We start from the raw sequence: 12584 nt of genomic DNA on the forward strand, positions 1-12584 counted from the left end.
TGTTTTCTTTAACGTCCTGCTGCTTGTCGGTGGTTTGCTCCCCTCATCCCCGACCCTTCTTCCCTTATCTATGGCAAAGAGTGGGAGCAGAGATCGCAGCCATTGATAGTGACCGTGGAATGGCGTGATAGCTAAGCCTGACAGCTACGGCTACAGAGTTGCAGGTGCTGATCCCCTCTCCCCTTGGGAGAGGGTTAGGGTGAGGGAAAGCTGACGATAGGGGCAAACGACGCAACAGGCGCTAGGTTGCCAACCTGAAAAGGAGCCATCCATCCCGCCAAAAGAGAGGGCCCCGCCATCCATGATGGCGGGGCCCCTTGTATTATCAGCCGCGTTGCTGATTCAACCGTTCGCGCTGGCAGGGGCCACTGAAATGGCTGGCCCGAATCCAATTAGACAGGAATGGCTGTTGCCGCCGGAGGCGGGGTGATCTTGGAGGCGATCAGCTGGCGCAGGCGGGGCACCAGCAGTAGCAACACCACGCCGCCCGCCATCGAGCCCCAGCCCAGCATATTGAATACCGAACTGTAGCCCGGGTTGGTGGCGACTGGGGTGCTGCCGATATTTTGCGGCATGGCGCCGGAGACATAGCCTGCCAGCACCGAGGCAACGCCGGTCACCATCATCCAGCAGCCCATCATCAAGCCTTGCAGGCTGGCGGGGGCCAGCTTGCCAATCATGGCGTAACCGATGGGGGAGATCAGCAGCTCGCCAAAGCTCTGCAGCACATAGCTGATGGCGATCCACTTGAAGGCGACCAGCCCGTCGGCCCCCGCCAGATGGATGCCGAGCGGCAGCACCAGCATGCCGAGCCCCATGCAGAACAGGGAGGCGGCAAACTGGGAGGGGATGTCGATATTCCACCCCTGTTCGCGCAGTCGCTTGAACAGCAGCGCCATCAGGGGGCCACCGATGACGATGACGATAGTGTTGATGTTCTGGATCCACTGGGGGGCGACCCGCAGCCCGAACACGTTGAGGTTGATGTTGTGCTCGGAGAAGAGCATCAGCCCCATGGGCGCCAGCTGGTAGAGCGACCAGAAGATGAGGGAGCCGAGGGCGAGGATCAGGTAGGCCACCATGCGGCTGCGCTCGGCGGCGTCCGGGTGGCGGGCGGTCATCACGCAGAGCAGCACCAGCACCACGGCGCCTAGGATCAGCACGAAGCTGCCGCTGAAGCTGGCGTGGGTCAGCAGCAGACGCAGCGCCGGCACCAGCATGGCCAGAATGGCGATCCCGGCCAGCATACGGCGGTAGAAGCCGCTCCCTTTGACATGGCGCAGCGGGGTGCTGATATCCGCCAGAATCGGCCAGCAGGCGAAGGTGGCAATGATGGCGATGATGTTGCCCAGCGTCGCAAACAGGAACAGGGTGCGGTAATCCTCGGTGAGCTGGAAATACCCCGCTACCGTGAAGCCCATAAAGAAGCCCAGATTCATCCCGGCGTAGTTCCACAGGAAGGCGCTCTCGCGGCGGTGATCATCCGGGGCGAAGCGCTGGGTCAGCATCATGTTGAGGCAGGTGACGTTGAGGCCGCTGCCGGTAAGGAACATGGCGAGCCCCCAGTAGAGGCCGGTGATCCCCATCTCGGCGATGAAGTAGCAGCCGATCACCTGCAAGACCATCCCCATCACGAACAGGTTGCGGTTGCTGAGGTAGCGCCCGCCGAGATAACCGCCAAACAGGTGCAGGCCATAGTTGAAGGCCCCGAAGACCCCCATCATGGCGTTGGCCTGGGATTCGCTAAAGCCGAGCCGCTTGGTGGCGTAGAGCACCAGCGTGGAGTAGAGCACGGCAAACCCCAGGGTCGAGAAGGTCTGGATAAAGAACAGCGCCCCGGAGCCGGGGGGAATGGTGGGGTGTTGATTCGAAGCGCTCACGGTCTGTCTCCTGTGAGAGAAGAAAGTCATTACTCGTCCTGAGAGCGTACCGGTCTGCTGCCGGCTAGCCTTGTGCGCTTCCATGCTGGTCTGAAGGCCGGTCTGTCATTTAGCGGCCAAGCGGTGCAAATAGCCATACCTGAAATTTAATCCGGCGCGATTAATTGCTTTTTATTGATCTATTCCGCCTTTTTATGCGCGATTGAGCCGTGGTTGTAGCTCGGCTTACCACGCGATTGCGGCACGGTTAATGTGATCCAGTCGGCTATTTAGTGCCGATTATGGCGCTGTAGCGGGATCTGTATCCCGCTTTGTTGCCCCGAAACGCAGCTGGCGCCAAGTTGTTGTATTGCAGGTTGTTTATTCATCCTTGGGCATTGAGTGAATAATTATCGGGAAGAGAAGGGGTTGCCTCAAGGTGACTTGCGTGTGTTCTCTCTTTGCTGTCGAGAGGGTGAGGGGAGGATAGAACAACGCCCGGCAGGCCGGGCGTTGGTGCGACTGATGGGCGGTGAAAGCGGCCTTAGAAGTCGTGGTAGAGCGGCCAGCCGAGCAGCGGGTGCTTGAGCCCGGCGCGCATCTCGACGTTGTCGAGCTTCTCCGGCGAGGCGTTCTCTTTTTGCAGCAGCTGGTACTGGCGCACAAAGCCGAGGGTGTGGAGCAGGTTGGGCACAAAGCCCGGGCTCAACTCCTGGCGCAGTGCGGTGGCCATGTCGGCGGGCAGTGCGCTCAGCATCAGAGCGAGTTGGGCGGCGAGATAGTCGGTGTCGTACCAGCCCTCGTCGAGCTCAATTTCCCGCGCCAGTTTGCGCTTGAGATCCTGCTTCACCTTGAGCGGGGCGGCGCCACTGCCCTTGCCGCAGAGGATGCGGTAGAGCAGCGCTTCGGCCAGCTTGTCCTCCATGGTGGGGTGGTCGCTCTCGCAGGCGAAGAAGTGCTGGTCGATGAGCTCCATCAGGCGGCTCTTGTTGTGCTCGGTCAGCGCCTTCTCGTACTCCTGCCACCCTTGCCACTCCTCCACATCGGGCGGCTCGAGATCTTGTCCAGCAGGCGGGCATCCACATCACCGTAGAGGCTGTTGCCAGCCTGCTTGGGGCTGACGGTAATGAGCATCGACCAGCCCTTCTGGAACGGCTTGATGGGGCCTTCAGGCGCCTGCAGCAGCGCCAGCGCCTTGGCCGGATCCCGTGCCGAGAGCTCCTGCAGGCCGAGGCTCACCACGCCGATGACGTCGTGGGCGGCCTGCTCCAGCAGGTGCATCTTGTACTTGTTGTAGTACTTGTCGGCGAATTTGAGGCTCATCAGCACCGCCTTGCCCTTGATGGCGGCGAGCTGTTTCTGACTCAAGAGTTCGTTGTCGCGGCCAAAGCGCAGCACCTGGGTCAGAAAGGGGCCCTGGTTGGCATCGCGAATGACTAACTGCATGAATGGACTCCTTAATCCAGAAAGCTGAACATGTCGTCGACGTCGCCGTACTCGTCTTCCTCGACCTTGTTCTTCTCTTTGGCCTGCATCACCAGTTCGGCGGCAAACTTGTTGATGATGCCGTCCCAGCTGGAGTGCTCGTTGCGCAGCAGCGCCTTGATGGCTTTCTCCACCTCGGGGGCCAGCTCGCGAATAAGCATCAAGAGGCTGCGCGGGTCATCCAGCGCGTAGTCGTGGACATCCTCGCTCTGCTGGCGCTCGCTGTAGCGCAGGGACTCTTCGAGATCTTCCTCTTCGGCGTGCAGCACGTCGCGATAGCCTTCGTCCTCTTCATAGCGATCGCCGCGATAGAACTCGATAAAGGGGATGGCGAGGTAGAAGAGACCGGCCGGATCTTCGGCCACGCACTCGAGGATCTCGCGCTGCTTGGCTTCGCTATCCTGGGTGCGGATCAGGTAGTTGAGGAAGTCGAAGGTGTGCTGTTGCAGCTCGTCGGCGTTGTTCTTGATCGCCTCTTCCCAGTAGAGCGGCTGCTGGCAGACGATGTCGCGGATCCGCTCCGGGGTCATCAGCTCGGAGATGATGGAGGGGAAGGAGATATCGTGCTGGCCGTTAATCTGGGTCAGGGTAACGATATCAATGTTTTCAATCACTTCTGCCAGCTGGTCGTCAGACATGGTCTTGGCGATCAGCTCGAACTTCTCGCTGGCCTGCTTCGGCTCGATAACGGCCAGCTCTTTGATCTCGATGGCGGTAATTTCTATCAGACTGTTGCTCATGCCTTGCCCCAATTAGAAACGGACTTCGTCGTACATATCCTGATCGCCGTCGTCATCACCATAGCGGTCATTGCCGCCGTGGTAGTCGGCGTCGGCATCTTCCCCGTCTGCATCTTCTTCGTCGCGCAGCTCATAGTCGTCATCGCCGCGGTGGCTACCGCGGGGTAGCGGGTTGTCGAGCAGGAACAGCACGGCGCAGGCTTCCATCAGCTGATCTTCGCTCTGGGCCCGCACCGCCTTGACCAGCGGCAGAGCGGCGTTGTTGAAGCCGACGCTCACCTTGAACTCGTCCCAGCCCGGCTGCTCGCCGCTGGTGAGCCACTTGTTCCACTGCGACTTGGCCTTGGCCGGGAACTGCACCCGGCCATAGAGGGCCAGCGGCAGATACTCGGGCATAAACTCCAGCATGCTCATGTCGGCCAGCAGCAGGCTCTTCATCTGGTCGGTGAACTGTTCCAGCCCCTTGGGGTCGTCCTGATCCCGGTAGGATTCGATGTTTTCGCTGGCATCGCTTTGCAGCGACTTGAGCCGCGCCTGGTCCCATCTCTTTTGCATAGTTGCTCTTTCTGCCTGCTGTTTCAGGGGTAGAACTGATCCCACATCTCCTGCATGGCGGAGGCGGGGTCGGTCACGATGACGTTGTTGAAATCCTTGATAAAGGCGGCCCGCTGTTTCGGATCGGACAGCACTTCATAGGCCTGCTTTACCTGGTGCAGCTTGATGGCTGCCTGCTCTTTCTCTTCTTCACTGGCCCCGTGCAGCTTGTCGGGGTGGTACTGGTTCGACAGCCGACGATAGGCTTTCTTGATGTCGTTTTCGCTGGCGTTGGACTTGACGCCCAGCACCCGAAAGTAGTTGTTCATGGCAGATCCTGCATCACTGGCATCATAGGATTCACGCTGCGAGTGCCTGATGGTGGGGATTGGCAAACCAGGCACGGCAAAAACCCGTCATTTTAACGGAAACAGCCCGCCAACGCGATGAGTTGGGCGATCAATTAACGGGCGAGATGAAGAGGTGTCAGTTGAGCGTCTATTGTTGCCAGTCGGTCTGGCCAGTGCAAGGGGCGGGCACGGGAAGGCGATGAAAAAATGGTCAGGGGCGAGTGTGGGGTGAGATGGCGGCGGCAGCGCAAATCGGGCTGCCGCCGCAGAGGTTACTCCTCCCAGAAGGAGGCGGAGGTGTGGTAGATCATCTTCTTGCTCATCCCGCCATCGACCACCAGATTGGCACCGTTGATAAAGTCGTTGCGAGGATCCGCCAGAAAGAGGCAGGCGCGGGTGATGTCGTCGGGGCGCCCGACCCGGCCACTCGGGTGCTGGCGGTGATCCGCCTCGGTCAGGGTGTGGTAATCCTCCGCCTGGATCCAGCCCGGACTGATGGCATTGACCGTGATGGGATGGTCGGTCAGTGAGTTGGCGAGGGACTGGGTGAGAGCGACCAGCGCCCCCTTGGAGGCGCCGTAGGCATCCCAACCCGGTTCGTTCTGCTGCCAGCGGGTGGAGGCGATATTGATGATGCGGCCATAGGGCAACCCGCGGTTGGCCTGCACAAAGGCGCGGGCGCAGAGCATGGCACCGCGCACATTGACCGTCATCACCTGATCGAACTGGGCTGTGCTCAGCTTCTCGAAGCGGGTGTGGAACTTGCTGATGGCGCCGTTGTTGATGAGCAGATGGACGCCGCCATGCTGTGCGCGCACCTCGGCAAAGAGCCGCGCGATGGCCTGCTCGTCCCGCAGATCGAGCGGATGAAAGTGGATCTCGGGATGGTCGAAAGCGTGAGGGGCCAGATCGGTGGCGATCACCCGATAACCCGCCTCGGCCAGCCCGATGCAGAGCTGGCGGCCAATCCCGCCAGCGGCGCCGGTGACCAGTGCGATTTGTTTACCGTTCATAGTGCCGCTCCATTGCGTGCCCGCAGCACCTTGATGAGGGCTGACACCTCCTGCTGACCAAACCCTTGCGCCACCCCTTCCTCAAACAGATTGGCGGCAAAACGCGGGAAGCGGCTGTCGATCCCGGCATCGCTGGCGTGACCGGCGAGGCGGCTGATGGCGGCGCTCCAGGTTTTCAGGCTGGCGTAGGGGTGATCGAAATCGCCGCTCGCCAGCGTCTTGCCAAGGTGGGCCACATCGCCACCGAGAATGGGCGAGAGCTCGCTGAACTGGGCGCACACCTTGGCTACCGGCAACCCTTCCGCCTCGCAGATCAGCGCGCCGTGCAGGGCACCGAGCAGACCACCGGCAAAGTAGGCGGCAACGGCACAATCTTGTGCCGCAGCGGCGCCCACCGCCTCGGCCACATGGTCGAGGGTGGGGGCGAGCAGGCGCAGTACCGGCTCGGCGTCGCTAAAGGCGGCGCTGGCCCCTGAGCAGATGATGCTGGCATCAGTGGTGCCGATCTGATCCGGGAAGCAGAGGATGGCGCCATCGAGATAACGGGCGCCGCGGGCGTGGCTCCAGCTCTCCAGCGCTCTGGCCCCCTGCGGGCTGCCGGTGGAGAGCTGCACCAGCAGCTTGCCCGCTACGGCGTCGCTCGCCTCGTCCAGCAACTGCTGGCTGACGGCGTAGTTATCGACGCAGACAAGGGTGATATCGCTTGCGGCGATGGCCGCGCCAACCGAGGGGGCGAGTGTCGCACCCAGCGCTTGCAGCGGGGCCGCCTTGGCGGCGCTGCGATTCCAGACGGTGACCGGATGGCCCGCCTTGAGCAATGTGGTGGCGAGGGCGGAGCCCATGGCCCCGAGGCCGATGACAGAGAGAGGGCGCATGATGGCTCCTGACGGTGTTGATAGACGCTGATATAGGAAATTGGGATGCCTTGTGGCAGGTAAGCCACTATATTTGCCCCGTGTCGCCGTGAAAAATGGCTTTTATGACTGTCTGGTATAGGTGAATTCTATGGATGTGCGAACCCTGCGTGCGTTTGTGGCTGTCTTCGAGGAGCGCAACATCACGGCGGCGGCCACCCGCCTCTTCATTACCCAACCAACCCTCTCCACCACCATCAAGACGCTGGAGGATGAGCTGGGGGTGACCCTGTTTGTGCGGCAGGCGCGCGGGGTGGAGGGGACCGAAGCGGCGCACCGGCTCTATCCCCGCGCCAAGCGGCTGATCGCCGATACCGACTCCCTCGCCCGCGAGTTTCGTGAAACCTCCCCCTGTCTCGAGGTGACGGTGGGGATTGAGGCGGATCTGGGTGATGGCATGGTGGGGGCGCTGGTGCAAGGGGCGCTTGCCCACGAGGAGATCCTGCTGACTCTGGAAGAAGGCTGCTGTGGCGATATGCGGCTGGGGTGTGAATCCCTGCGCTGCGGCGACGAGCTCTTTATCCCCCTGCTGGAGGAGGAGTTTGTGCTGGTGCTGCCACCGGCTCACCCGCTGGCGGGCAAGGGGACGCTCACCCCGGCGGTGCTGGCGGACGAGCCCTGGGTCACCTGCCCGCGCCACGACTCCCACTTGCGGCTGATCGCCATCCTCGGCAATCAGGCGCCCCTCTATCCACGGCGGGCGGGGTCGCTGCGACTGGCGGCGACTATGGTGGCCGCCGGGGCGGGGATCGCCTGGCTTCCCCGTTCGCTTTGTTTGCCCGGTTGTTCGGTCGCCGAGCTGGCGGCCTCTTCCTTCAAGCGGCGGGTGGGGCTCTGCTACGCCCCCGATGCGTTGCGCTCGATGGCGGTAACTGCCCTGCTGGAGCAGGTACGCGGGATGCAGCTCCCCGCCTGATGTCGGGATAAAAATGTCGGCATAAAAAAGGGCCATCCGGTGGGATGGCCCTGTTAAAGGCAACGAAGTTGCGTGGCTAGAGCGACGCCCACCAGAGCCGCAGTTGCAAGCCCCACTTCGAGCTCCAGCCGGTGGTGGTGCTCACAAGCGTCCCATCCTTGATGACGAGAAAAGTCGGGGTGACCCCTACCTGCCACTTGGCGGCCAGCGCTCCCGACTCGTCATTGTGGGTCGGGAAGGTGAGCCCCTTCTTGCTCATCCCTTTGCCTAACTGCTCCGAATTGCCGGAGCGAAGCGCCACCGTCAGCACGTTTTCCCCCTCCTGCCAGAGCTGTTGCACGGCCGGGGTGGTGAAACGGCAGACACCGCACCAGCTGGCCCAGTAGTAGACCAGCAGCGGATTGCCCTGACTTAAGGTAGCGAGATCCGTGCTGCTGCCATCCTGCAGGGTGACGGGGGCGCTCATCGCCCCCTCTGGCAGGGTCGGGCTGCGCCACAGATCGAGCAGGGTCGAGATGACCAGCGCCATCAGCAGCAGCCAGAGCGCCTCCTTGCCCCAGCGGCGCCAGCGGGGTTGAGGGTTGGTAGTCATCCCTTACCCCTGCTTGGCCAGTTCGGCCTTCACCAGTTGCTCCAGCTCCTCATAAGGAATGGCGCCCGGCACCAGCTGGTTGCCAATCAGGGTCGCCGGAGTGCCCTGTACCCCGAGGATGGTGCCGATGCGCAGGCTGTTGCGCAGCTCCTCGGTTGCCTTGGCGGCCGGTTTGATCGCGGTGTTGCCAGTGGCGGCCAGCGCCTTGTTGATGTCCGCCTCGGTCAGCATCCCCTGCTTGCTCATCAGCTTGTCGTGCAGGGTGAGGAAGCGGGCGGGATCCTGTTGCCACAGGGTCAGGCTGTATTGGGCCGCCTTGGCGGAGGTCTGCCCCTTGAACGGCAGCAGCTTGATCACCAGTCCCAGATCGTCCGGATAGGCCTTGAGCAGCTTGGTCAGCTGGGGATCGAACTGCTTGCAGTAGGGGCAGTTGTAGTCGGTGAACAGCACCAGCGTCAGCTTGGGGTTCTTGGCGCCGAGGCGCGGGCTGGTGGCGCTGTTGAACAGCATCCTTGTTGCCCTTGATGAAGTTGCCAAGCTGCGCCTCCTGGGCTGCCGCGTTCTGTTTCTCCCAGGATTCGGCGGCCTCGTCGAGGATCTTGGGGTTGGCGATCAGGGTCTCGCGGATCAGCTCCTTGATGCGCGCCTCCTGCTCCGGGGTGAAGGGGGAGGCGTGAAGAGCCGGAGCAGTCAGCGAGCCGGCAAACAGGGCGGTGAACAGGGCGATGGAGCGCAGGTTCATGGAGTTCTCCTTAAAAATGGGTGGCGTTGGTCTGGATCAGACCGGCCTGATTCAAGAGGGTAAGCAGATCGGCCTTGTTCAGCAGGGGGGAGAGGATCTCTCCCTGTGGCAGGCCGGGGCCGTAGATCTGGTTGAAGGGGACGGCTGCCGCCCCGCGCTGGCGCAGGAAGGCGGCGATGGTGTCGTCCGGTTTGCTCCAGTCGCCGCGCAGGGCCACCACATCGGGGGCCGAGAGGGCGGTTTGCACCTCATCGCGTAGCAACACGTTGTATTTGTTGGCCTTGCAGGTGACGCACCAGTCGGCGGTGACGTCGATAAAGACCCGCTTGTTCTGGGCGAGGGCATCGGTGATGGCGCGTTCCGAGAGCGGCTGCCAGACCACCTTGTCAACGTTGGCCGAGCCCTGCGCGCTAAAGGCACCGCTCAGCAGCAGGGGGCTGCCAATCAGGGCGGCGAGGGCGATCGCCAGCGTGAAGCCGCGGATGCCGTAACGCCAGATGATGCCAATCAGCAGTGCCAGCAGCATGGCAACCATCAGCCAGCCGGTGGCATAGCTGCCGAGATGGTTGTCGAGCAGGCTGGTGAGCCAGAGGCTGGAGCCCAGCATCATCAAGCCGAGCAGGATGCGCAGATGGTTCATCCAGCGCCCCGGTTTCGGCAGCCAGAGGGCGAGCCGTGGCAGGGCCGCCACCAGCAGCCAGGGCAGGCTCATGCCAATCCCGAGGGCGGTGAAGATCAGCCAGAGCTGGCCGAGTGGCGCCGCCTGCGCAAAGGCCACCGCGGTGCCGAGGAACGGTGCCGAGCAGGGGGTCGCCAGCAGAGTGGCGAAGCTCCCCTGCAGGAAGTGACCGCCGAGGCCGTTGCCGCCGCTGGTGGCAAGGCGGGTGCTGAGGGCGCTGGGCAGGCGGATCTCGAACAGCCCCAACAGGTTGGCGCAAAACAGCAGGGTGACCAGCACCATCAAGCCGATAAAACCGGCGCTCTGGAACTGGATGCCCCAGCCGACGGCCCCTTGCGTGGCGCGCAGCAGGCTGCTCATGGCCGCCAGCACCCAGAAGGAGGTGATGATCCCGGCGCTGGAGGCGAGGAACTGCTTGCGCACCGTTCCCTGTTCACGATCCTGATGTTGCAACACAGTTCCCAGCTTGAGCGCCAGCACCGGCAGCACGCAGGGCATCAGATTGAGGATAAGGCCGCCGAGCAGCGCCGCCCCCAGCAACCAGAAGAGGGGCTGGCCCGGCGCTGGCAATACGAGCGCTTCGCCGATCGTCCCCTTGCCTTGCCACGCCAGTTCGCCACTGGTGAGCAGCAGGCCGAGGGATTGGCCGCGCAGATCCGGCGCATCCCCCTGCCAGCCATCGCTCACCGGCACCCGGGCGATCAGGGTGTTGCCTTCGACCTCAAGCGCCGGTTTGCCAAACTCGGCCCCCTCCAGAGCATCGATAAAGAGCGCTGGTGATTGCCAGCCTTCTGCCCGCTCGGCGCGCAGTTGCAGCTGGTTGTGCTGATAACCGAGCTCGACCCGTGTTTCGGCAGGCAATTGCTGGGGCAGGGTACTCATCGCCTTCGCCCAGCCGAAGTCGAAACCGGCCGGAGCCTGACCATCCACCGCGAGGGTGAATGGGAAGTCGGTCAGGATGCAGACATTGCTGCAGGTGGAGAGGCGCAGAGTCCCTTTGAGCGGTTGGCCGGCGGGGTAGTTGAGGCTCAGAGGGAAGGTCACATCCCCCTGATAACCCTGGGTGCTGAGCCCGGCTACCTCGAAGTGGCGTGGCACCGGCCAGCGCCACTGAAAGTCACCGACCGGTTCGTCCCACAGGATCTGGGGAGCAATGCCCCCTTCTCCCGGGCTGTGCCAGTAGGTTTTCCAGCCCGACTCCAGCTCGACATCGAGCAGGATGCGGGTCTGATCTGCCGTGCTGCGGTCGGCCTGCAGCCGTATCCGGGCGTGATCATTCTGTGGGCTGGTGAGCCAGCCCGTGTCGCTGGCCAATCCTATGGATTGCCACAGCAGACCGCCCAGTAGCAGGGCCGCCTTGAAGAGATTCGACATCTTTTTGGTCTCGCAAAAATGAGTGACAGCTAACGAAAGAACGCAGCCAAACTCATTCCCGCCAGACGCACAGGGTGAGGTGCAGACGCCGCTCGGGCGGCGAGATGACTCTGGGAGGGGGCAGTGGCGGTGTGTAGCGCCAAAGGGGGGCCAGCAGTGCAATCAGCAGGGCGACGGCAAAGAAGAGCTGTTCGACGCAGAGCAGGGTGGCGGCGCTCAGCCATTTGCCATTGAGCTGGCAACTGGTGGGCTGCGGGCTGGCCGGTTTGGCATCCTCTTGATCCGTTGCCGAGCCTGGAACGGGCAGTGCCTGACAGCTGAGGGCGTGATCGAGCAGGGCAAGCCGGGCCAGCGGCTGGGCAGCACAATTGAGCACCAGCAGGCAGACCAGCAGCAGGAGATGTTTCGCTACCCGTTGTTGCAACATCATGTTCGCCCCGTCCATCAAGATGGGGCCATCCTAACGACCAATGGCGGGTGGGGCAAGTCGGCGGCGTATTGATGAGCAGTACTGTGGGTGGCGCGACGGGGAGGGTGGTCGGTTCTGTTTGGCGAACGCTTGTTCGCTAAAAGGGGGATCAGTATACTGCGCCGAGTTAAAACTCGAGGTGTTCGATGCTCAAAATTGCCCGTGTGCTGCTGCTTGGTCTGCTGCTCATTTTCTGGTTCCTGTTCGGCCTGCTGCTCTGTCTGGTTCGTCCGCGCCATCCCAACAACGTCTATGTCTTTGCCCGCATGTATCACGCGGTCTGCCCGCTGATCGGGCTGCGAGTCAAAGTGACGGTGGCAGACGAGGTCAAATCGGTCGGCCCTGCGGTCTACGTCTGTAACCACCAGAGCAACTTCGACATCTTCACCGTGACCGGTGCGGTGCAGCCCGGTGTGGTGGCAGTGGGCAAAAAGAGCCTGCTCTGGCTGCCGCTGTTCGGCCTTATCTTCTGGCTCTCCGGCAACGTGCTGATCGACCGCTCCAACCGCTCCCGTGCCATCGGCACCATAGGTCAGGTGGTGGATCGCATCAAGAACCGTGGCACCTCCATCTGGATGTTCCCGGAAGGGACCCGCTCCCAGGGGCGTGGCCTGCTGCCGTTCAAGGCAGGTGCTTTCCACACTGCGGTACAGGCTGAAGTGCCCGTGGTGCCCATCGTCTGCTCCAGCTACTTCGGTCAGGTCGACCTCAATCGCTGGGACAACGGCGAAGTGCTGGTGGAAGTGATGGCGCCGGTCTGCAGCAAGGAGCACGGTGCCAGCGGCATTCGCGATCTCTCCGATACCTGCCGCGCCCGGATGGAGGCCAAGCTGACCGAACTGGACAGCAAGCTGGGCCACAGCCACGCCGCCTGACGGATAGCGCAGACGAATCGACAAGGGAGCCAGAGGCTCCCT

The 12584-nt window shown here is 62.5% G+C and carries 11 protein-coding genes and 2 pseudogenes; 2 read left to right on the forward strand and 11 right to left on the reverse strand.

The genetic code is table 11. The features are described from left to right. Nucleotides 1-392: 392 nt before the first annotated feature. From ACTG2T_RS12545 to ACTG2T_RS12575, 7 genes and pseudogenes are all read right to left on the reverse strand, one after another. The gene (locus ACTG2T_RS12545) at nucleotides 393-1880 is read right to left on the reverse strand and encodes a peptide MFS transporter (protein ID WP_330125448.1); all 1488 of its coding nucleotides are present in this window, start codon (nucleotides 1878-1880) and stop codon (nucleotides 393-395) included. A gap of 523 nt (nucleotides 1881-2403) precedes the next feature. Beyond that, a pseudogene (atcC, locus tag ACTG2T_RS12550) lies at nucleotides 2404-3305 on the reverse strand (cold adaptation protein AtcC). Nucleotides 3306-3316: 11 nt separating this feature from the next. Next, nucleotides 3317-4084, reverse strand: a complete 768-nt coding sequence (gene atcB, locus ACTG2T_RS12555) for a cold adaptation protein AtcB (protein WP_005343119.1) — start codon at nucleotides 4082-4084, stop codon at nucleotides 3317-3319. 12 nt (nucleotides 4085-4096) lie between these two features. Next, nucleotides 4097-4639 (reverse strand): cold adaptation protein AtcA, encoded by a 543-nt coding sequence (atcA, locus tag ACTG2T_RS12560; RefSeq protein ID WP_330125450.1) that lies wholly within the window; start codon nucleotides 4637-4639, stop codon nucleotides 4097-4099. Nucleotides 4640-4662: 23 nt separating this feature from the next. Then, nucleotides 4663-4947 carry a cold adaptation protein ActJcold adaptation protein ActJ gene (atcJ, locus tag ACTG2T_RS12565; RefSeq protein WP_005343121.1) on the reverse strand — a complete coding sequence of 95 codons (285 nt, stop codon included), beginning with the start codon at nucleotides 4945-4947 and terminating at the stop codon, nucleotides 4663-4665. A gap of 293 nt (nucleotides 4948-5240) precedes the next feature. Further along, entirely contained in the window at nucleotides 5241-5981 is a 741-nt protein-coding gene (locus ACTG2T_RS12570) for an SDR family NAD(P)-dependent oxidoreductase (protein ID WP_064341627.1), read from the reverse strand. Then, complete coding sequence (locus tag ACTG2T_RS12575) at nucleotides 5978-6856, reverse strand: NAD(P)-dependent oxidoreductase (RefSeq protein ID WP_330125451.1); 879 nt, start codon at nucleotides 6854-6856, stop codon at nucleotides 5978-5980. Before ACTG2T_RS12575 ends, ACTG2T_RS12570 begins: the two co-directional genes overlap by 4 nt. 130 nt (nucleotides 6857-6986) lie before the next feature. Here ACTG2T_RS12575 and ACTG2T_RS12580 point away from each other — a divergent pair, with 130 nt between their 5' ends. Beyond that, nucleotides 6987-7811 carry a LysR family transcriptional regulator gene (locus ACTG2T_RS12580; RefSeq protein WP_330125452.1) on the forward strand — a complete coding sequence of 275 codons (825 nt, stop codon included), beginning with the start codon at nucleotides 6987-6989 and terminating at the stop codon, nucleotides 7809-7811. Between the two features lie 76 nt (nucleotides 7812-7887). On the opposite strand, the gene ACTG2T_RS12585 is transcribed toward ACTG2T_RS12580, so the two are convergent. From ACTG2T_RS12585 to ACTG2T_RS12600, 4 genes and pseudogenes are all read right to left on the reverse strand, one after another. Further along, the gene (locus ACTG2T_RS12585; protein WP_330125453.1) at nucleotides 7888-8403 is read right to left on the reverse strand and encodes a protein disulfide oxidoreductase; all 516 of its coding nucleotides are present in this window, start codon (nucleotides 8401-8403) and stop codon (nucleotides 7888-7890) included. Nucleotides 8404-8406: 3 nt separating this feature from the next. Then, nucleotides 8407-9145 (reverse strand): annotated as a pseudogene (locus ACTG2T_RS12590) (DsbA family protein). Between the two features lie 10 nt (nucleotides 9146-9155). Further along, nucleotides 9156-11198, reverse strand: a complete 2043-nt coding sequence (locus tag ACTG2T_RS12595) for a protein-disulfide reductase DsbD family protein (RefSeq protein WP_330125455.1) — start codon at nucleotides 11196-11198, stop codon at nucleotides 9156-9158. Nucleotides 11199-11250: 52 nt separating this feature from the next. Further along, nucleotides 11251-11628, reverse strand: coding sequence for a hypothetical protein (locus ACTG2T_RS12600; RefSeq protein ID WP_139730643.1), 378 nt, complete (start codon nucleotides 11626-11628; stop codon nucleotides 11251-11253). 185 nt (nucleotides 11629-11813) lie between these two features. Here ACTG2T_RS12600 and ACTG2T_RS12605 point away from each other — a divergent pair, with 185 nt between their 5' ends. Beyond that, complete coding sequence (locus ACTG2T_RS12605) at nucleotides 11814-12542, forward strand: 1-acylglycerol-3-phosphate O-acyltransferase (protein WP_005335875.1); 729 nt, start codon at nucleotides 11814-11816, stop codon at nucleotides 12540-12542. The last annotated feature ends 42 nt before the right edge of the window (nucleotides 12543-12584 follow it).

The organism is Aeromonas sp. 75A, from assembly GCF_051919425.1.
GTDB classification, from domain to species: Bacteria; Pseudomonadota; Gammaproteobacteria; order Enterobacterales; family Aeromonadaceae; genus Aeromonas; species Aeromonas veronii.

What these genes read in the sequence shown, in the direction of transcription:
- atcB (WP_005343119.1), bottom strand. Translation starts at nt 4,084, where the DNA reads ATGAGCAACAGTCTGATAGAAATTACCGCCATCGAGATCAAAGAGCTG.
- atcA (WP_330125450.1), bottom strand. Translation starts at nt 4,639, where the DNA reads ATGCAAAAGAGATGGGACCAGGCGCGGCTCAAGTCGCTGCAAAGCGAT.
- atcJ (WP_005343121.1), bottom strand. Translation starts at nt 4,947, where the DNA reads ATGAACAACTACTTTCGGGTGCTGGGCGTCAAGTCCAACGCCAGCGAA.
- ACTG2T_RS12570 (WP_064341627.1), bottom strand. Translation starts at nt 5,981, where the DNA reads ATGAACGGTAAACAAATCGCACTGGTCACCGGCGCCGCTGGCGGGATT.
- ACTG2T_RS12575 (WP_330125451.1), bottom strand. Translation starts at nt 6,856, where the DNA reads ATGCGCCCTCTCTCTGTCATCGGCCTCGGGGCCATGGGCTCCGCCCTC.
- ACTG2T_RS12580 (WP_330125452.1), top strand. Translation starts at nt 6,987, where the DNA reads ATGGATGTGCGAACCCTGCGTGCGTTTGTGGCTGTCTTCGAGGAGCGC.
- ACTG2T_RS12585 (WP_330125453.1), bottom strand. Translation starts at nt 8,403, where the DNA reads ATGACTACCAACCCTCAACCCCGCTGGCGCCGCTGGGGCAAGGAGGCG.
- ACTG2T_RS12595 (WP_330125455.1), bottom strand. Translation starts at nt 11,198, where the DNA reads ATGTCGAATCTCTTCAAGGCGGCCCTGCTACTGGGCGGTCTGCTGTGG.
- ACTG2T_RS12600 (WP_139730643.1), bottom strand. Translation starts at nt 11,628, where the DNA reads ATGATGTTGCAACAACGGGTAGCGAAACATCTCCTGCTGCTGGTCTGC.
- ACTG2T_RS12605 (WP_005335875.1), top strand. Translation starts at nt 11,814, where the DNA reads ATGCTCAAAATTGCCCGTGTGCTGCTGCTTGGTCTGCTGCTCATTTTC.